15 protein-coding genes are annotated in these 19,272 nt (G+C 64.4%); all 15 read left to right on the top strand.

From position 1 onward, the window contains the following. Positions 1-229: 229 nt before the first annotated feature. The 15 genes from xdhA to QN397_RS06920 all read left to right on the top strand — a co-directional run bounded on the left by xdhA (position 230) and on the right by QN397_RS06920 (position 19,182). Positions 230-1,888: a xanthine dehydrogenase small subunit gene (xdhA, locus tag QN397_RS06990; protein WP_323500531.1), complete on the top strand. Its 1,659-nt coding sequence runs from the start codon at positions 230-232 to the stop codon at positions 1,886-1,888. Then, positions 1,885-4,332 (top strand): xanthine dehydrogenase molybdopterin binding subunit, encoded by a 2,448-nt coding sequence (gene xdhB / locus QN397_RS06985; RefSeq protein ID WP_323500530.1) that lies wholly within the window; start codon positions 1,885-1,887, stop codon positions 4,330-4,332. Before xdhA ends, xdhB begins: the two co-directional genes overlap by 4 nt. Before the next feature lie 81 nt (positions 4,333-4,413). Continuing rightward, positions 4,414-5,415, top strand: coding sequence for a LysR family transcriptional regulator (locus QN397_RS06980; RefSeq protein ID WP_323495351.1), 1,002 nt, complete (start codon positions 4,414-4,416; stop codon positions 5,413-5,415). Beyond that, on the top strand, positions 5,412-6,986 hold the full coding sequence (locus QN397_RS06975) for an ABC transporter ATP-binding protein (protein WP_323500529.1): 1,575 nt from the start codon (positions 5,412-5,414) through the stop codon (positions 6,984-6,986). The genes QN397_RS06980 and QN397_RS06975 overlap by 4 nt, the downstream gene beginning before the upstream one ends. Next, positions 6,979-8,142, top strand: coding sequence for an ABC transporter permease (locus QN397_RS06970; protein ID WP_187050919.1), 1,164 nt, complete (start codon positions 6,979-6,981; stop codon positions 8,140-8,142). The genes QN397_RS06975 and QN397_RS06970 overlap by 8 nt, the downstream gene beginning before the upstream one ends. After that, positions 8,142-9,062 carry an ABC transporter permease gene (locus tag QN397_RS06965; protein WP_323500528.1) on the top strand — a complete coding sequence of 307 codons (921 nt, stop codon included), beginning with the start codon at positions 8,142-8,144 and terminating at the stop codon, positions 9,060-9,062. Before QN397_RS06970 ends, QN397_RS06965 begins: the two co-directional genes overlap by 1 nt. A 76-nt stretch (positions 9,063-9,138) precedes the next feature. Beyond that, a complete protein-coding gene (locus tag QN397_RS06960) occupies positions 9,139-10,308 on the top strand; it encodes a BMP family ABC transporter substrate-binding protein (protein ID WP_323500527.1) in 1,170 nt (389 codons plus the stop codon). Between the two features lie 142 nt (positions 10,309-10,450). Then, positions 10,451-11,125: a hypothetical protein gene (locus QN397_RS06955; protein WP_323500526.1), complete on the top strand. Its 675-nt coding sequence runs from the start codon at positions 10,451-10,453 to the stop codon at positions 11,123-11,125. A gap of 79 nt (positions 11,126-11,204) precedes the next feature. Continuing rightward, positions 11,205-12,401: an MFS transporter gene (locus QN397_RS06950; protein WP_323500525.1), complete on the top strand. Its 1,197-nt coding sequence runs from the start codon at positions 11,205-11,207 to the stop codon at positions 12,399-12,401. A gap of 46 nt (positions 12,402-12,447) precedes the next feature. Next, positions 12,448-13,503, top strand: a complete 1,056-nt coding sequence (locus QN397_RS06945; protein ID WP_323500524.1) for an adenosine deaminase — start codon at positions 12,448-12,450, stop codon at positions 13,501-13,503. Positions 13,504-13,627: 124 nt separating this feature from the next. Continuing rightward, entirely contained in the window at positions 13,628-14,737 is a 1,110-nt protein-coding gene (locus QN397_RS06940) for a BMP family ABC transporter substrate-binding protein (protein WP_323500523.1), read from the top strand. A gap of 81 nt (positions 14,738-14,818) precedes the next feature. Further along, positions 14,819-16,768, top strand: a complete 1,950-nt coding sequence (locus tag QN397_RS06935; RefSeq protein WP_323500522.1) for an acyl-CoA synthetase — start codon at positions 14,819-14,821, stop codon at positions 16,766-16,768. Between the two features lie 80 nt (positions 16,769-16,848). Next, the gene (gene guaD, locus QN397_RS06930) at positions 16,849-18,138 is read left to right on the top strand and encodes a guanine deaminase (protein ID WP_323500521.1); all 1,290 of its coding nucleotides are present in this window, start codon (positions 16,849-16,851) and stop codon (positions 18,136-18,138) included. Between the two features lie 68 nt (positions 18,139-18,206). Continuing rightward, entirely contained in the window at positions 18,207-18,773 is a 567-nt protein-coding gene (gene dcd / locus QN397_RS06925) for a dCTP deaminase (protein ID WP_187050927.1), read from the top strand. A 172-nt stretch (positions 18,774-18,945) separates the two neighbouring features. Beyond that, positions 18,946-19,182, top strand: coding sequence for a hypothetical protein (locus QN397_RS06920; protein ID WP_323500520.1), 237 nt, complete (start codon positions 18,946-18,948; stop codon positions 19,180-19,182). Positions 19,183-19,272: the final 90 nt, after the last annotated feature.

Genomic DNA, 19,272 nt, shown 5'->3' with positions numbered 1-19,272 from the left:
AGGCGTGGACAGGCCGCTAGCCTCAAACTTTTTCGAGCTCTGTCCGAACCCCCCGCCGCCTTGGCGCAACAATTGCTCGTTGTTCAACGTAAACCTCAGGGTTTCCCCGCAGGCCCAATACCGTTGAGCACATACCGAATATGGTCGAGACGATATAAGTCGCGCGGCAGAGGCCGGTAACTTCCGGCTTTGGTCCCAACGTCACACGCACAACGAGCTGCCAACGAGCATGAGCATCCAGAGTTCCACCCAACCGATCCGGTTCTTTCACCGCGGCAAAGTCGTCGAAGTGAGCGGCGCGCATCCGACGCGATCGGTGCTCGACTGGCTGCGCGAAGACGCCCGCTGCACCGGCACCAAGGAAGGCTGCAACGAAGGCGATTGCGGTGCATGCACCGTGGTGATCGGCGAGCTGGCCGGCGCGGGGAATGCGTCGGGCGAGGGCGCGGTGGGCGGCCTGAACTTGCAGACCGTCAACGCCTGCATCCAGTTCCTGCCGACGCTGCACGGCAAGGCGCTCTTCACGGTCGAAGATCTGAAGGCCCAGTGCGAGATGAAGCGCGACCCGGCGCAGCATGAAAAGCACGCGGTGCGGCAGTTGCACCCGGTGCAGCAGGCGATGGTCGACTGCCATGGTTCGCAATGCGGCTTTTGTACGCCCGGCTTCGTGATGTCGCTCTGGTCGACCTATGAGCACCACCAGGCTGGCGGCACCCAGCCGACGCGCCAGCAACTGGCCGACGACCTGTCGGGCAACCTGTGCCGCTGCACCGGCTACCGGCCGATTCTCGATGCCGGCCAGCGCATGTTTGACTTGCCGGCGGTGCGGCTCGATACGGCGCCCGCTGTCGCCGCGTTGTCGAGCCTGCAGCGCGAAACCACCTTCACTTACGCAGCGCCGTGGACAGGCAACCTGGCAGGCGCCGCCACCGCTTCCGGCACGACGCTCCCGCGCATCGACCGCTACCACGCCCCCAAAACGCTCGACGAACTGGCGACGTTGCGCGAGCAACACCCGAAGGCGCAATTGCTCGCCGGCTCGACCGACGTCGGCCTGTGGGTCAACAAGCAGTTTCGCGACTTGGGCGACATCATCTACGTCGGCGATGTCGGTGCGATGAAGGTCGTCGAGGAGCGCGGCGACACGCTCTACATCGGCGCCGGCGCCTCGCTCGAATCAGCCTACGGCGCACTCGCGCAACGCGTGCCCGCGCTCACCGACGTGTGGCTTCGCTTCGCGTCGCCGCCGATCCGCCATGCCGGCACCATGGGCGGCAACGTGGCCAATGGCTCGCCCATCGGCGACTCGCCGCCGGTGCTGATGGCGCTCGATGCCGACATCGAACTGCGCCGCGGTGAACACGTCCGCTGGATGCCACTCTCGGAGTTCTACATCGACTACATGAAGAACCACCTGCAGCCGGGCGAGTTCGTGCAGGGCCTGGTCGTGCCACTGGCTGCGATGCGGCGGCAGGTGCGCGTCTACAAGATCAGCAAGCGCTTCGATTGCGACATCTCTGCCTTGTGTGCCGGCTTCGCGATCGAGCTCGATGGGGACATCGTCAAGGAAGTGCGGCTTGCTTTCGGCGGCATGGCCGCGACGGTGAAACGCGCGGCGCAGGCAGAAGCTGCCCTCGTCGGCAAGCCGTGGTCGCAGGCCAGCGTCAAGGCGGCAAAGCTCGCCCTGGCGCAAGACTTCCAGCCGCTGTCGGACATGCGGGCTTCGGCCGCATACCGCCTGCAAGTCGCGCAGAACCTGATCCAGCGGCTGTGGCTCGAAACCCGTACGCAGAATGCGTTGCCGATCGAGGCGACGAGCGTGTGGAGCGCGATGCCGCACATCACCGCGGTCGCCGCTGGCACCAATGTTCAGGGAGCCGTCGCATGAACAAGCCCATCGACGCCGCGCTCCTGCAGCCGGCCGAGGCCTTCGCCGATTACCTCAAGAACACAGCGGCCCGCATCGACAAAGTCGCAGAAGCCAAGGCGCAGGACGACGGCGCCCGCGTCGGCATCAGCCGGCCGCACGAGTCGGCTCATCTGCATGTCGCAGGCGAGGCAACCTACATCGACGACATTCCGGAACTGGCCGGCACGCTGCATTGCGCGCTGGGCCTGTCTCCCGTCGCCAACGGTCGGCTGACCTCCGTGTCGCTCGACGCCATCCGCGCCATGCCCGGCGTGGTGGACGTGCTGACGGCCAACGACATCCCAGGCACCAACGATTGCGGCTCGATCGTTCACGACGACCCGATCCTGTGCGCCATCGAAAAGCACGACGATGGATCTTCGTGGGGCGACATCCGCTACATCGGCCAGCCGGTGTTCGCGGTCATCGCCGAAACGCGAGATGCGGCGCGCCGTGCTGCTGCGCGCGCCAAAGACGCGCTGATCATCGAAGCCGTGCCGCCCGTGCTCACGCCGCAAGACGCGCACGCAAGGGGCCAGTACGTCGTGCCGCCGATACACGTCATCCGCGAAACGAACAACGGTGGCGCACGCGGCGCCATCGACCGCGCGCCGCACAAGCTCAAGGCGACGCTCGACGTCGGCGGTCAGGAGCAGTTCTATCTGGAAGGGCAAATCAGCTACGCCATCCCCAAAGAGGGCGGCGCGATGCATGTGTACTGCTCGACGCAGCACCCGAGCGAAATGCAGCACCTGGTGGCGCACGCGTTGCATCTGCATGCAAATGAAGTGCATGTCGAGTGCCGGCGCATGGGCGGCGGTTTCGGCGGCAAGGAATCGCAGTCGGCCATCTTCGCGTGCGTGGCGTCGGTTGCGGCGCACAAGCTGCAGAGGCCGGTCAAATTGCGGCTTGACCGCGACGACGACTTCATGATCACCGGTCGACGCCACTGCTTCTGGTACGAGTACGAAGTCGGCTACGACGACGAAGGCCGAGTGCTCGGCGTCGAGATCACGATGGTGTCGCGTGCCGGCCACTCCGCCGATCTGTCGGGTCCGGTGATGACGCGTGCGCTGTGCCACTTCGACAACGCCTACTGGTTGCCCGACGTGGCCATGCACGGCTTCTCCGGCAAGACCAACACGCAGAGCAACACGGCCTTTCGCGGCTTCGGCGGGCCGCAAGGCGCCATCGCGATCGAGAACATCCTCGACACGGTGGCGCGCAAGCTGGACCGCGATCCGCTCGACGTACGTCGCATCAACTTCTACGGCAAGACCGAAAACAACGTCACGCCCTACAAGCAGGTGGTGACCGACAACATCATTCACGAGCTGGTCGCGCAGCTCGAAGAAAGCAGCGACTACCGTGCCCGTCGCGCCGAGATCGCGGGCTTTAACAGCAAGAGCGAAGTGCTCAAGCGCGGCATCGCGCTGGCGCCGCTGAAGTTCGGTATTTCCTTCAACGTGAAGCACTTCAACCAGGCCGGCGCGCTGGTCCATGTGTACACCGACGGCTCGATCCTGGTGAACCACGGCGGCACCGAGATGGGCCAGGGCCTGAACACCAAGGTCGCGCAGGTCGTCGCACACGAGTTGGGTGTCAACTGCGAGAGCGTGCGCGCGACCGCGACCGACACCACCAAGGTCGCCAACACGTCCGCCACCGCAGCATCGACCGGCGCCGACCTGAACGGCAAGGCGGCGCAAGACGCGGCGCGGCAGATTCGCGAACGGCTGGCGGTGTGCGCTGCGGCGCGCCACGGCGGTGATCCAAAAGACGTGCGCTTTGCCAACGACAAGGTCGAGGTCAATGGCCGTACGCTGTCTTTCGCGACCGTCGTCGGCGAGGCGTACCTGGACCGCGTGCAGTTGTGGTCCGACGGCTTCTACGCCACGCCCGGCCTCAGTTGGGACAAGGAGAAGATGGAAGGCCGACCGTTTTTCTATTACGCCTACGGCGCCGCCGTGAGCGAGGTGATCGTCGACACGCTGACCGGCGAATGGAAGCTGCTGCGCGCCGACATCCTGCACGACGCGGGCAAGTCGTTGAACCCGGCCATCGACATTGGCCAGATCGAGGGCGCCTTCATTCAGGGCATGGGCTGGCTCACCACCGAAGAACTGGTATGGCATCCGCAGAGCGGCAAGCTGACCACGCACGCCCCCAGCACCTACAAGATCCCGACGGCCAACGATTGCCCGCCGGTCTTCAACGTCAAGCTGTTCGAAGGCGACAACTTCGAAGACTCGATCCACCGCAGCAAAGCGGTTGGCGAGCCGCCGTTGCTGCTGCCTTTTTCGGTGTTCTTCGCGATTCGCGATGCGGTGTCGGCGGTGGCCGATCACAAGGTCGATCCGCCGTTGCGGTCGCCCGCCACCAGCGAGGCGATCCTGGCCGCGATCACTGCCGTTCAAGCCTAGCCAGCCGTAGACTTCGCGGCATGTTTAGACCCAACGCCATGCTCGAGTCGGCCCCTCTTTTTGCTGTGGGAGCGAGCAATCGTGCGTGACCAGGCGCTTTTCGACAAGATCGATCTTCACTTGATCCGCGTGCTTCATACCGTGCTGACCGACCGCAGCGTTTCACGTGCCGCCATTCGCCTGGGCATGTACCAGCCGGCCGTCTCCGCAGCCCTCAAGCGACTGCGCGACCTGTCAGGCGATCCGCTGCTGGTGCGCTCTGGCTCCGGCATGGTTCCGACCGATGCGGGCCTGCGAATGATCGAGCCTGCCGCCGCCATCCTGCGCGCCGCCGAGGTGTTGTTCACCGATGCACGCGGCTTCGATCCGCGCACCGCCACAAGCACCTTTCGCATCGCCGCCAGCGACTACCTCGACCCGCTTTTTCTGCCGATGCTGGTGGCGCAGATCAAGAGCCAGGCGCCGATGTGCCGCATCGAGATCCATCCGCTGTCGCCGGACTCCAACTACCACGGTCACCTGTCGCTCGGCCACGTCGACCTGGTCATCGGCAACTGGCTGAAGCCGCCGGAAGACCTGCACATGGCGCGGCTCTTCGGTGATGAGATCGTCTCGCTCATCAACAAGGATCACCCTGCCGCGCGGCGCGGCTGGGACGTCGACACCTGGCTCGCTGCAGAGCACATTGCGCCGACGCCGATGCACCCCGGCGCGCGCGGCATCATCGACCAGATGCTCGATGCGCTGAAGCTCGAACGCAATATCACCGCGCGCTGCGCCCACTTCAGTTTGATCCCCGACATGGTGGCATCGAGCTTGCTGGTACTGACCACCGGACGTCAGTACTGCGAACGCTTCATTCCGCGCCTGCCGGTGAAGATCGTCGAGTGCCCGATGACGCTGCCGCGCCTCATGTACTACCAGCTGTGGCACGAGCGAACGCACTCGTCGAGCTCGGCGCGCTGGCTGCGCGAGACCACCAAGTCGGTCGCCGCGTCGTTGCGGCCGCCGCCTGGTTCCGGTGTCGTCGCAGCCGACAAAAAGAATCCTTCGACAACCCCCACGAGCCCCACCAAGGTATGACGACCTCCAGACTCCAACTTGCGCACATCACCAAGCGCTACCCGGCGGTGGTGGCCAATAGCGACGTGTCGCTGGTGGTGCAGCCCGGTGAAACCCATGCAGTGCTGGGCGAAAACGGCGCCGGCAAATCGACGCTGATGAAGATCATCTACGGCTCGGTCAAGCCCGACGAAGGCACCGTCATGTTCAACGGCCAGATGGTGAACGTACGCAACCCGCAGGAGGCGAGGGCGCTTGGCATCAGCATGGTGTTCCAGCACTTCAGTTTGTTTGACACGCTGACCGTGGCGGAGAACGTGTGGCTGGGTTTGGACAAAAGCCTGAGGCTGGCCGAAGTGACCCAGCGCATCACCGCCAAGGCGAGCGAATACGGCTTGGATATCGACCCGGTGCGGCCGGTGCACACGCTCTCGGTCGGCGAAATGCAGCGCGTCGAAATCATCCGCGCACTGCTGACCGACCCCAAGCTGCTGATCCTCGACGAGCCGACCTCGGTGCTGACGCCGCAGGCCGTGGTCAAGCTCTTCGTCGTGCTCAAAAAGCTCGCGTCAGAAGGCTGCAGCATCCTGTACATCAGCCACAAGCTGCACGAGATTCGCGAGCTTTGCACCGCCTGCACGGTGCTGCGCGGCGGCAAGGTCACGGGCGTCTGCAACCCGCAGAACGAAACCAATGAATCGCTCTCGCGCTTGATGATCGGCGCCGAGCCACCGCCGTTGCAGCATCGCGCGGTGAAGGCCGGCGCGGTGGCGCTCAAGGTCGATGCGCTGACGCTGGCACGCGACGACCAGTTTGGTGTCGACCTCGATGCGGTGTCGCTCGAAGTACGTGCCGGCGAAGTGGTCGGCATCGCCGGCGTATCGGGCAACGGGCAACGTGAATTGCTCTATGCGCTGTCGGGCGAAGACGTGCGCGCCGAGGCCTCGATGATCCAGGTATTCGGCCAGCCCGCCGCTCACATGCGGCCTCGCAAGCGCCGTGCACTCGGCCTGCATTTCGTGCCCGAAGAGCGGTTGGGCCGCGGCGCCGTACCGACGCTAGGCCTTGCGCACAACCTGCTGCTGACGCGCAGCAACGCGGTCGGCAAGACAGGATGGATTCACACCAAGGCGCTCGACCGTCACGCGGCAGAAATCATCAAGCGCTTCAACGTCAAGGCCGGTGGACCGAGCTCGGCAGCGAAGTCGCTGTCGGGCGGCAACCTGCAGAAGTTCATCGTCGGCCGCGAGATCGATGCCAACCCGAAAATCTTCATCGTGTCGCAGCCGACCTGGGGTGTCGATGTCGGTGCCGCGGCGCTGATTCGCGGCGAGATCCTGGCGCTGCGCGATGCCGGCTGCGCTGTGCTGGTGGTGAGCGAAGAGCTTGACGAGCTGTTCGAGATCAGCGACCGTTTGTACGTGATTGCCAAGGGCAAGTTGTCGCCTTCGGTCGACCGCGCCGCTGCCACCGTGCCGCGCATCGGCGAGTGGATGAGCGGACTCTGGGACGCCAACGAGAACGCAGCGAGCGGCGCGACAGCCGCGGATACAGGTGCCGATACAGCCGCCAAGGAGATGTCTCATGTTTAAGCTGGAACCGCGCCCGCAGCTCTCGCGCTTCTGGAGCTACGGCTCGCCCATCCTGGCGCTGCTCATCACCGTGCTCATCGGCATGGTGCTGTTCGCAGCGCTCGGCAAAGATCCGGTCAAGGGCCTGCTGGTATTTTTCTACGAGCCCGTCAAGAGCTGGTACGCCATCGGCGAGTTGATGGTCAAGGCGACGCCGCTGCTCATCATCGCGCTGGGGCTTGCCGTGTGCTTTCGCGCCAACGTATGGAACATCGGCGCTGAAGGGCAGTTCGTGTTCGGTGCGGTGGCTGCAGGAGGCATGGCCTTGCTGGCCGACAAGACAACCGGCCCGTGGATCGTGCCGGCCATCCTGGTCGCGGGCGTGCTCGGTGGCATGTTCTGGGCCGCCATCGTCGCGTGGCTGCGCGACAAGTTCAACGCCAACGAAATCCTGGTGAGCCTGATGCTGGTTTACGTGGCCGTGCTGCTGCTCGGCTACATGGTGGCCGGCCCGTGGAAAGACCCGGGCGGCTACAACTTTCCGCAGAGCAAGACCTTCGAGGCGGTGACGCAGATTCCGCGGCTGATGAAGGGCTCGCGCGTCAGCATCGGCTTGATCATCGCGCTGGTCGGCGTCGGTGTGCTGTGGGTATTCCTGTTCCGCACGCGGGCCGGCTTCGCACAGCAGGTCGGTGGCTTGGCGCCTGCCGCTGCCCGCTATGCGGGCTTCTCGGCACGCCGCGCCGTGTGGATCGCGCTGCTGACGTCCGGTGGTGCCGCCGGGCTCGCTGGCGCGCTCGAAGTCGCGGGCCCGATCGGCCAGCTCACGCCTTACGTGCCGGCCGGCTATGGATTCGCCGCCATCATCGTGGCCTTCGTCGGGCGGCTGCATCCGGTCGGTATGGTGTTCTCGGCGCTGCTGATGAGCATGTTCTATATCGGCGGCGAACTGGCGCAGTCACGGCTCGGTTTGCCCAAGTCGCTGACGGGTGTGTTCCAGGGACTGCTGTTGTTCACGCTGCTGGCCTGCGACACGCTGATCGCCTACCGCATCCGGCGCAAGCTGGCAGTCAAGGCGGTGGCTGTCCGGCCGACGAGTGCGGGCACTTCGTCGCTGCAAGCCAGCACGCCCCTTACCGCGCAGATGCCGCAAGCCACGCCGGAAGGAGCGATCTGATGGAATCGTATGCATTGCTGCTGGGCTCCACGCTCAGCGCCGGCACCATCCTCGCGCTCGCTGCGCTGGGGCTGCTCATCAACGAGAAAGCGGGCATCGTCAACCTCGGCGCCGAGGGGATGATGCTGTGCGCGGCCATCGCCGGCTTCGCTGCGGCGGTGACCACGGGCAACGCGTGGCTCGGGTTTCTGGCGGGCATGGCGGCCGGCGCCGTGCTGGCGGCGATCTTCGGCGTGCTGGTGATCTGGCTGAACACCAACCAGTACGCGACCGGTCTGGCGTTGAGCCTTTTCGGCGTGGGGTTCTCGGCCTTTGCCGGCATCGGCTTCGTGCAGGCCAAGCTGCCCGAGACCATTTCCTACGCGATCCCGGTGCTTGGCGACATCCCGCTGATCGGGCCTGCGCTGTTCCGTCATCACCCGCTGGTGTACTTCGCGATCGCGCTGACTTTCGGGTTGATATGGTTTCTGTATCGCACGCGCTCGGGTCTGGTGCTGCGCTCGGTCGGCGAGTCGCCGGAGTCGTCGCATGCGCTGGGCTATCCGGTCCGCCGCATCCGTTTCGCGGCGGTGGTCGTCGGCGGCGCGTTGTGCGGCCTGGCGGGCGCGTATCTGTCGATCGTCTACACCGGCCTTTGGGTCGAAGGGATGGTGGCGGGCAAGGGCTGGATCGCGCTGGCGCTCACCACCTTCGCCACGTGGCGACCGATTCGGGTGCTGCTCGGCGCCTATCTTTTCGGTGGTGTCTCGATGCTCGGATTCCACTTTCAGAGCATCGGCATCGACGTGCCGAGCCAGTTCCTGAGCATGCTGCAATACATCGCGCCGATCGTGGTGCTGGCCATCATCTCGCGCAACCCGGCGTTCATCCGCATCAACATGCCGGCGTCGATCGGGAAGCCGTTTTACCCCGGCTCATAATCGCGTTTTTTCGTGTTTCCCGTCGGTCGTTTCTGTCCTTAGTTTTTGCCAACCTGTCCTTTGAGGATTTATCCAAATGAATGATCTGAACAAGCGCTCCCTGCTCAAGCTCGCTGCTGTCACGGCGGTGGCTTCGGCCGTCCTCATCGGCTGCGGCAAGAAAGAAGAAGCGCCCGCTGCCGCTGCACCTGCTGCGCCGGCACCGACCGCTGCAGCACCGGCGGCAGCACCTGCCGCGCCGCTCAATATCGCCTTTGCCTATGTCGGCCCGGTTGGTGACGGGGGCTGGTCTTTTGCGCACGACAACGGACGCAAGGCCCTGGAGAAGGAATACGGCGACAAGATCAAGACGACCTTCGTCGAGAGCGTGCCTGAATCGGCCGATGCCGAGCGCGTGTTCCGCGACATGGTCGGGCAGGGCAACAAGCTGATCTTCGGCACCACCTTCGGCTACATGGAGCCGATGCTGAAGGTCGCCGCCGACAACAAGGAAGTGAAGTTCGAGCATGCCACCGGCTACAAGACGGCCGAGAACATGCGCACCTACGACAGCCGCACCTACGAAGGCGCCTACATGGCCGGCATCATCGCCGGCGGCATGACCAAGACCAACCAGCTCGGCGTGGTCGGCTCTGTGCCGATTCCTGAAGTGCTGCGCAACATCAACAGCTTCACGCTGGGTGCGCAGTCGGTCAACCCGAAGATCACGACCAAGGTGGTGTGGGTCAACGAATGGTTCAGCCCGCCGAAGGAGACCGAAGCCGCCACCGCGCTCATCAACGGCGGCGCCGACGTGTTGTTCCAGAACACCGACTCGCCCGCCGTGCTGAAGACCGCGCAGGAAAAAGGCAAGCGCGCCTTCGGCTGGGATTCGGACATGACCGCCTACGGCCCCAAGGCCCACCTGGCATCGGCCGTCATCAACTGGGGTCCGTACTACATCAAGGCCACCAAGGACGCGCTGGATGGCAAGTGGGCGACCGGCCAGAGCTGGTGGGGCGTGAAGGAAGGCGCCATCGACATCGTGTCGATCGCCGACGACGTGCCGGCCGACATCAAGACCAAAGTCGAGACCGTGAAGGCCGGCCTGAAGGACGGCAGCTATTCGATCTGGAAGGGCCCGATCGTCGGCCAGGACGGCAAGGAACTGATCGCTGCGGGCGCTGTGGCCGACGACAAGTTCTTGTCGGGCGTGAACTTCTACGTCAAGGGCGTGGACGGCAAGGTGCCCGGCGATAAGAAGTAGAACGAGAGCTCGCCCCCAGGTTGCTGCGCACTTCGTGTCGCAGCGCCCACCCCCTGACCGGGGGCGACACCAGTGGCCCGGCGAAGCCGGTTCCACGGTGTCCCTGGAAGGGCCGCGGGGTGCTTCAGAATGAAGAGTCGCCTTGGGTGGCCCTTTTTCTTTTTTGCGGTTTCGTTTGTCTCATCCCCTAGTTTCCGAAGACGCCACGGCTTTTCTGAAGCGCGGGATCGACACGTCGATCTCAGGCCTTCGCAACAAGAAAGTCAGTGATGCGTCCTGTCAGACAATGGTTTCTAGGCATCACATTTTCTTGATGGCGTTTGCCGCGGTCATCGTTTTGCCAGCCTTCGCTGCCAAGCCATCGCCTGCTTTTGTCGAAGTCCGGCCAGACGGGTTCCGCACAGTTTTCGCAACGACGTTGCTTGATCAGCACGATCGCGTCATTGCCCAATATGCCGATGCATTCGGCGCTTTGCGGTGCTGCGTCCGGCTTCGAAGCAAGAAACTGCTGTCAAGACGGGATGTCGCCGATGAGTTGCATGGACGGCGCGTGAGGGCATATGCGCTCGCGCCGTCGACGGACAAAGGTGCGAAGCCTTTCGTCGGTGGTGCGGTCGTGTTCCGTGGTTATCCCGGTCCACAGGAAAAAGCGATGCTGGCTGGTAATGCCGACAAGTCTCTGCCGGAGGTCTGCCTGAGCAGCGAAGGGGCCCATCTCATGCAGTTTGCCGATGGCAAGGCAAAGGCGCATCTCTACATGCACTTCGACTACACGGTCGATCCGACTTGCGCTCCGGGGCTGTTCGAGAAGAAATAGCTCGCCCCCAGGTTGGACGCGGGGTGCTTCAGAATGAAGGGTCGCTTTGGGTGGCCCTTTTTCTTTTTTGCGGTTTCGTTTGTCTCATCCCCCAGTTTCCGAAGACGCCACGGCTTTCCTGAAGCGCGGAACGCCTGCTTATCGTCGAGCGACCTTCGCGATCTTCTGCGCCGGCCTGTCGACCTTCGCTTCGATCTACTGCGTTCAGCCTTTGCTGCCGCTGTTCGCGAGCCACTTCGGCGTGTCGGCGGCCAACAGCAGCCTGACGCTGTCGCTGACCACTTTGTGTCTTGCGCTGTGCATGCTGGTTGCGGGTTCGCTGGCCGAAGCACTGGGGCGAAAGCCGGTGATGCTGGTCGCGCTCGGGGTGTCGGGCGTGCTCGGGCTGGCCTGTGCTTTCGTCGATTCGTGGCCGCTGCTGCTGGTGTTGCGTGCGCTGGTCGGCGTTGCGTTGAGCGGGCTGCCTGCTTTGGCGATGGCCTACGTGGGGGAAGAGTTCGATCCGTCGTCGCTGTCGTCGGCGATGGGGCTCTACATCAGCGGCAACGTGCTCGGCGGGCTGGCCGGGCGGTTGCTCTCGGGCGGACTCGCCGACCTCGGTGGCTGGCCCTTGGCGATGGGCGGGATCGCGACGCTGAGCCTGGCATCGCTGGTTATCTTCGCGTGGCTGCTGCCGCCTTCGCGCCACTTCAGGCCGCAACCTTTGTCGCTGCGTGGGCTGACCGGCAACTTCGCGATGCATCTCAGAACACCTGCACTGCGCACCGCCTTCGCGCTCGCTTTTCTGTTGATGGGCAGCTTCGTCGCGGTCTTCAACTACATCGGCTTTCGCCTGGCGTTGCCGCCGTTCGGCCTGTCGTCCACGGTCATCGGTCTGCTCTTTACCGTCTACCTGCTCGGCAGCTACAGCGCGAGCAAGGCGGGGTCGATGGTGGACCGCATCGGGGCGCGCCGCGTGGTGCAGATAGGCATCGGTTTGATGCTGCTCGGAATCGGCGCGCTGGCGACAACGTGGCTGCCGGTCGTGGTGGTCGGGCTTGCTTTGCTCACGGTTGGATTTTTTGCCGCGCATGCGGTGGCCAGTGGCCAGATCGGCCAGCGCGCGCACAGCGCAAAGGCACAGGCCGCGTCGCTGTATTTGTGCGCGTATTACCTCGGCTCAGGGGTGCTCGGCTACGCTGGTGGCGCGCTGTGGCAGCACGCGGGATGGGGCGCGCTGATGGCGGGGGTGGCGATTTCAGTGCTCATCGCCGCTGCCTTGACCCGCCGTTGGTAACCGCGGTGCGGCACACTTGCCGAAGAATCATTTCAGGAGTGCCCAGATGACACCCACGACCACGATCGACTTCTCCAAAATCGCATCCGACCGCCTGCCCGAATTGCTCTGCGCGATGCCAAAGGCGGAGCTGCACATGCACATCGAAGGCTCGCTCGAACCCGAGCTGATCTTCGCGCTGGCGCAGCGCAACAAGGTGTCGATTCCGTATGCCGATGTCGAGGCTTTGCGGCGCGCCTATGCCTTCACCAATCTGCAGAGTTTTCTGGACATCTACTACGCCGGCGCGAGCGTCCTCATCACCGAGCAGGACTTCTACGACATGGCCTGGGCCTACCTGCAGCGCGCCGCGGCCGACAACGTGGTGCACACGGAGATGTTCTTCGATCCGCAGACGCACACCGCGCGCGGCATTCACGTCAAGACGGTCATCGACGGACTGCATCGCGCCTGTGTCGACGCCGAAGCACAGCTCGATGTCAGCGCATCGCTCATCCTTTGCTTTTTGCGCCACCTGAGCGAAGAAGATGCGTTCGAAACGCTGTCGCAAGCACTGCCATATCGCGACCAGTTCATCGGTATCGGGCTCGATTCCGGTGAGGTCGGCAATCCGCCCGAGAAGTTCGCACGGGTGTTCGCGCGCTGCCGCGAGTTGGGCTTTCACCTGGTCGCGCATGCCGGTGAAGAAGGGCCGCCGGAGTATGTGTGGAGTGCGCTCGACGTGCTCAAGGTCGAGCGCGTCGACCACGGCGTGCAGAGTTCCAAAGACCCCGCGCTGATGGCGCGACTCGCGCGTGATCGCATCCCGCTCACCGTGTGCCCCCTGTCGAATCTCAAGCTCTGCGTGTTCCCCGTTCTGGCCGACCACAACCTCGGTGCGCTGCTCGATGCCGGCCTGGTCGCGACCGTCAACTCCGACGACCCGGCGTACTTCGGCGGCTACATGAACGAAAACCTTTTGCAGACCTTCGCTGCGACCGGGCTCACCGCGCAGCAGGCGTGGCAGCTGGCGGCCAACAGCTTCGAAGGCAGCTTCATCGATGACACCGCGAAGGCGCGCCACATCGATCGGCTCAACGAGGTTTTCGCGCGCTTCACCTGAGCTCTTGATCTTTCGGCGGCCCTCGGGCTGGCCGATGCTTTGCCGGCGGATGGGACAATCCGCGTGCGCAGCCGTTGCTCCAGGCCGCGCACTCTTCTATTTCGGGGCCATGTTGAGGAACACCATGTACAAAAACCTTGTGGCTGCGCTCGCGGCTGCCTGTTGCTTTTTATCTCCCGTCTTTTCTCCCGCGTTGGCCCAGACGGCCAAGCCCGCTGCATCAGGCGATCCGCTCAAGGTCGCCTTCGTCTACGTCGCGCCGCTCACCGACACTGGCTGGGTCCATCAGCACGACCAGGGCCGCAGAGCGATGGAGATCGCGCTCGGCAGCAAGGTCAAGACAAGCTACGTCGAGAACGTAGCCGAAGGGGCCGACGCGGAACGCGTGATTCGCGACCTGGCGATGCAAGGCAACAAGCTCATCTTCACCCCGAGCTTCGGCTACATGGAGCCGACGCTGAAGGTCGCCAAAGACTTCCCTGACGTCAAGTTCGAGTCGATCACAGGCTACAAGACCGCACCCAACGTTGCGACCGCCAACGCGCGCTACTACGAGGGCCGCTACCTGGCGGGCATCGCGGCCGGCCGGATGACAAAGACGCATGTGGCCGGCTACGTGGCCGGATTCCCCATTCCTGAAGTGCTGCAGGGCATCAACGCCTTCACGCTCGGCATGCGTTCGGTCGACCCGACGGCGCGCGTCAAGGTCGTGTGGCTCGACGTCTGGTTCGACCCGTCGAAGGAACGCGACGCGGCCATGACGCTCTTCAACCAGGACGTCGACGTGATCGCCTTCCACACCGGCTCTTCCGCCGTGATGGCGGCAGCGCAAGAGCGCGGCAAGCTGGCCATCGGCTATCACTCCGACATGCGCAAGGTCGGGCCCGACGCCCAACTCGTCGCGGTGACGCACGAATGGGGCGGCTATTACACGCAGCGCGCCCGCGCCGTGCTCGATGGCAGCTGGAAAAGCGGCGATGTCTGGGGCGGCGTGAAGGAGGGCATGGTCCACGTCGGCGACTTCGGCTCCAAGGTGCCCAAAGCCGTGCAGGACGAGGTGCTGGCACGGCAGCGCGACATCGCCTCCGGCAAGCTGGTGCCGTTCCATGCGGTCGCCGACGTGCGCGACAACGAGGGCAACGTTGTCATCGCCAAGGGCATGAGCCTGAGCGATGCGCAGATCCTCCAGATGAAGTGGCTGGTCGAGGGCGTGCAGGGGCGGGTCGCGCACTGACATCGCGCACCGACATCGGAGACAGGCAGGCGGTGAGGGCGCGCGTACGATCGCCCGAAAGCGTTTTCAGGAGATAGAACCATGTCAGCCGTGCCACCTGCTGCACCCGCCACAGCACCTCAGGCGTTCACCGCCGCGTTCCCGATTCGTTCGCTTGACGATGTCCGACGGCTCGAAGAAACGCCGCTTGAAAAGGCGCTCACCGTTCGCAGCACCTACGAGCTTTTCTGCAACGTCGCGCGCGCTCATGGAGAGCGCCCCGCGCTTACTTTTCTACGCACCGGCGACCCGGAAGACGCACCCATCCGTTGGACCTATGCCGAGCTGATGCGCGGCATCCATCAAACGGCCAATCTGTTGCACACGCTGGGCGTCGGTCCGCAGGATGCGGTCGCCGTGTTGCTGCCCGGTTGCCTCGACTATCACCTCGCGTTGTGGGGCGGCGAGGCGGCCGGCATCGTGCAGCCGCTGAACCCGCTGCTGACCGACGAAAAGCTGGTGTCGCTGATGCGGGCGGCCGGTGCCAAGGTGCTGATCGCTTACGGCTCGGACGATGAGTCGGGCATGTGGTCGAAGGCCATGCGGCTGCGCAGTCAGGTGCCGACGCTGACGATGGTGTTGCGCGTGGCGCCGCACGACGAGCCTGCGGATGCGGTGATCGACTTGCCGGAAGGCGTCGGCGATTTCAGTTCGCTGCGCGCGCAGCAGCCCGACGATCGGCTGGTGAGCGGGCGCGACATCGCACCCGAAGACATCGCCGCGTACTTCCACACCGGCGGCACCACCGGCGCGCCCAAGCTCGCGCGGCACAGCCACGGCGCGCAGGTCTTCACCGCCTGGGCCTGCGTCCAGCTGACCGGTGTCACGCACACCGACGTCACCATCAACGGCTATCCGCTGTTCCATGTCGCGGGCGTGCTGCCGGCCTCGCTGGCGTCGCTGTCGGCGGGTGTCGAGTCGATCATTCCGACGACCTCGTTGTTGCGCAACAAGACGGTGCTGGCCAACTACTGGCGGCTTGTCGACAAGTACCGGCCGACTTCGCTGTCGGCGGTGCCGACGGTGCTGGCCGCACTCGCCAACGTGCCGTTGAACGGTGCCGATCTTTCGTCGATTCGTTACTGCCGCACTGGAGCCGCAGTGCTGGCGCCGGAACTGGCGGCGCGCTTCAAGCGGCTGTTCGGCCTGCATGTGCACGAGAGCCTCGGCATGACGGAAATGGCCGGCATCTCGACCATCACGCCGCCGGGCGTCGAAGGGCAGGCCGGCTGCGTTGGCTTCAGGCTGCCCTATTCGCAGATGCGTATCGTGTCGCTCGACGATCAAGGCGGTGCCAGCGACCGTGACGTGGCGCCGGGCGAGCACGGCATGGTGCTGTTCAAGTCGCCGAATCTGTTCTCGGGCTTCCTCGATCCGGCCGACACGGCCAAGGCCTTCACCGGCGACGGCTGGCTGGCAACCGGCGACCTCGGCTGGCTCGACGATCAGGGCCGGCTCAACCTCACCGGCCGCTCGAAAGACCTGATCATCCGCAGCGGCCACAACATCGATCCGAAGACCATCGAAGACGCGCTGGGCGCACATCCCGCGGTGCAGTTGTGTGCGGCAGTGGGCGCGCCCGACGCGTATGCGGGCGAGCTGCCGGTGGCCTATGCGACGTTGGTGCCGGGCGCGCAGGTGACCGAGGCGGAACTGCTGGCTTTCACTTCGGCCGGCGTCGACGAAGCGCCTGCGCGGCCCAAGTCGGTGACCATCATCGAACACATGCCGATGACCAACGTCGGCAAGATCTACAAGCCGGAACTGCGTGGCCTGGCAGGGCAGCAGGTCGCAAGTGCGCTGGTGGACGCGGTCTGCACCGGCCTGGGGCTCGGCGCGATGGTACGGCCGGCGGTGCGCATCGAAGGTGAAACCGGCGTCGCGGTGCTGATCGATGCGTCGGCCGCCGGCACGCATGCGGACGCATTGCAGGCGCAATTGCAGGAGGCGCTGGGACGGCTGCCGATCAAGACGCGCGTCGCGCTGGTCTGAGCGCGCTGGGTTGGCGCTCGTATAGCCCCCATACGTGCACGGAAATTGCGGCGTGCCCTCCTGGCCTTACCCTCAAGCCCATGCACGCGTACCGAGCCTCCCTTCTGCGATTTGACTCTTCCGGCAAGCCGCTCTTCGACGAAGACGGCCTGCTGGTCGTCGGCCCCGATCCACGCGGGCGGCAGATCGTCGTGGCGGCAGGTGCCTTCAATTCGATCCATTCGCAGTACGCCCACGTGCCGGTGACGCACTGGCCGGGTCGCATCCTGGCGCCGGGCTTCATCGATATGCACGTGCATTTTCCGCAGACCGACATCATCGGCGCGCCATCGGAAGGCTTGCTGCCGTGGCTCGAGAACTACACCTTCCCTGCGGAGGCGCGCTTTGCCGACCCGGCACATTCGATCGAAGTGGCCGAGTTCTTTCTCGACGAGATGCTGCGCAACGGCGTGACCACCTCGCTCACTTTCGCGACCTCGCACGTGCAGTCGGTCGATTCGTTTTTCGAAGCGGCACAGCGGCGCAGCCTGCGCATGATCACCGGCAAGGTGCTGCAAGATCGTCACTCGCCCGACGGCGTGCGCGACGACACCGAGCAGAGTCTGATCGACACCGAATCGCTCATCTGCAAATGGCACAACGTCGACCGGCTGGGTTACGCGATCACCCCGCGTTTTGCACCGACCAGCACCGACGCGCAACTTCGTGGTGCCGGCGAACTGGCCGCGAAGTACCCCGACACCTGGATTCACTCACACGTCGCCGAGAACAAGGACGAGGTGAAGTGGGCGCGCGAGCTGTTTCCCAAGGCGCGCTCGTATCTCGACGTGTACACGGGCTTCGGGCTGATGCGCGAGCGCGCGGTGTATGCGCACTGCATTCACTTCGACGATGACGACCGCCGCCTGATGCGCGAGACCGGCGCGGCCACGGCGGTGAGCCCGACCAGCAATTTGTTCCTCGGCAGCGGCTTCTTCGACTTCGAGGGTGCCGACCGCATCGACTACCACTACGGCCTGGCCAGCGATGTCGGGGGCGGCACCAGCTTCAGCCCGTTCCACACCATGATGGCGGCTTATTACGTCGGGCGCGAAGGGCAGACCAAGCCCGGCATCAGCATCGCGCCGTCGGAACTGTGGTGGCGCCATACCGGTGGCGCGGCACTCGCGCTCGGGCTCGATGGCGTCGCGGGCAATCTGCAGCCAGGCTGCGAGGCCGACTTCATCGTGCTGAACCCGAAGGCGACGCCCCTGCTCGCGCGCAAGAGCGGTTTGGCGGCGAATCTCGAAGAGTTGCTTTTTTCGATGATCGTGCTCGGCGACGACCGGCTCATCGAGCGGACGGTGATCTCGCAGGCGAGCGGCAGCTGACGCGTCTCGCATCGAGGATGTCGCAGGCCGGCTCCTTAGAATGACGCTCCGAGGAAGGACCCCCTGAGATGACCATCAAGAGCGACAAATGGATTCGGCGCATGGCCGAGCAGACCGGCATGATTGAACCCTTCGAGCCGGGCCAGGTGCGCGAGCGCGAAGGCAACAAGATCATCAGCTACGGCACGTCGAGTTATGGCTACGACATTCGCTGCGCGCCCGAGTTCAAGGTGTTCACGAACATCCACAGCACGGTGGTCGACCCCAAGAATTTCGATGAGAAGAGCTTTGTCGACATGGACGGCGACTTCTGCATCATTCCGCCGAACAGCTTCGCCCTGGCGCGTACCGTCGAGTACTTTCGCATCCCGCGCAACGTGCTCACCATCTGCCTTGGCAAGAGCACTTATGCGCGCTGCGGAATCATCGTCAACGTGACGCCTTTCGAGCCCGAATGGGAAGGCTATGTGACGCTCGAGTTCAGCAACACGACACCGTTGCCGGCCAAGATCTACGCGGGCGAAGGCTGCGCGCAGGTGCTGTTCTTCGAGAGCGACGAAGTTTGCGAAACCAGCTACAAGGACCGCGGCGGGAAGTACCAGGGCCAGCGCGGCGTCACTCTGCCTAAAGCCTGAAGCCTCAGGGGCGCCGAGCAGGGCGGCTTGCGCCTCTGGCCGATGTCCTGGAGCCGATGTCGTACTTCGGTCCGGTCCTACACCGCATCGCGCCCGGCTCCCCCACCTTGTTTCCTGGGCGTTCCCCACTATCCGTTCCAGACTCGTGCAGCCAGCACGACCAGGAATCGATATGACTCAATGGATCGCCGAACTCTCGCCGCTGCGTAAATTGCTGATGGCCGCATTGGTCGCCATAGTTTGCGCACAGGCTGTCGCCATGACCATGCTGGTGCGCTCGCAAGTGCAAAAGGCCGAGATGCGCGAAGCTGCGGAGGCTTCCAGTCGCGGAGTCGTTGCAACGCGCCTGGACTCCAATCCGGCGGCTAACGCTCGCACGATGTCGGTCGGTTACGTCGCACCCCGTTAAGCCGGTACCATCACATGAAAGCCGGCCGTTGCCGGTGAGGAGAGTCTCATGAAGTGGGAAGGCAACGAGCAGTCGGACAACGTCGAAGAC

Origin of the sequence: Variovorax sp. RTB1 (genome assembly GCF_035018765.1) — a bacterium.
GTDB lineage: Bacteria > Pseudomonadota > Gammaproteobacteria > Burkholderiales > Burkholderiaceae_C > Variovorax.
The sequence above is the reverse complement of the archived record's forward strand: the minus strand, read 5'-3'. Positions and strand labels throughout refer to the sequence as shown.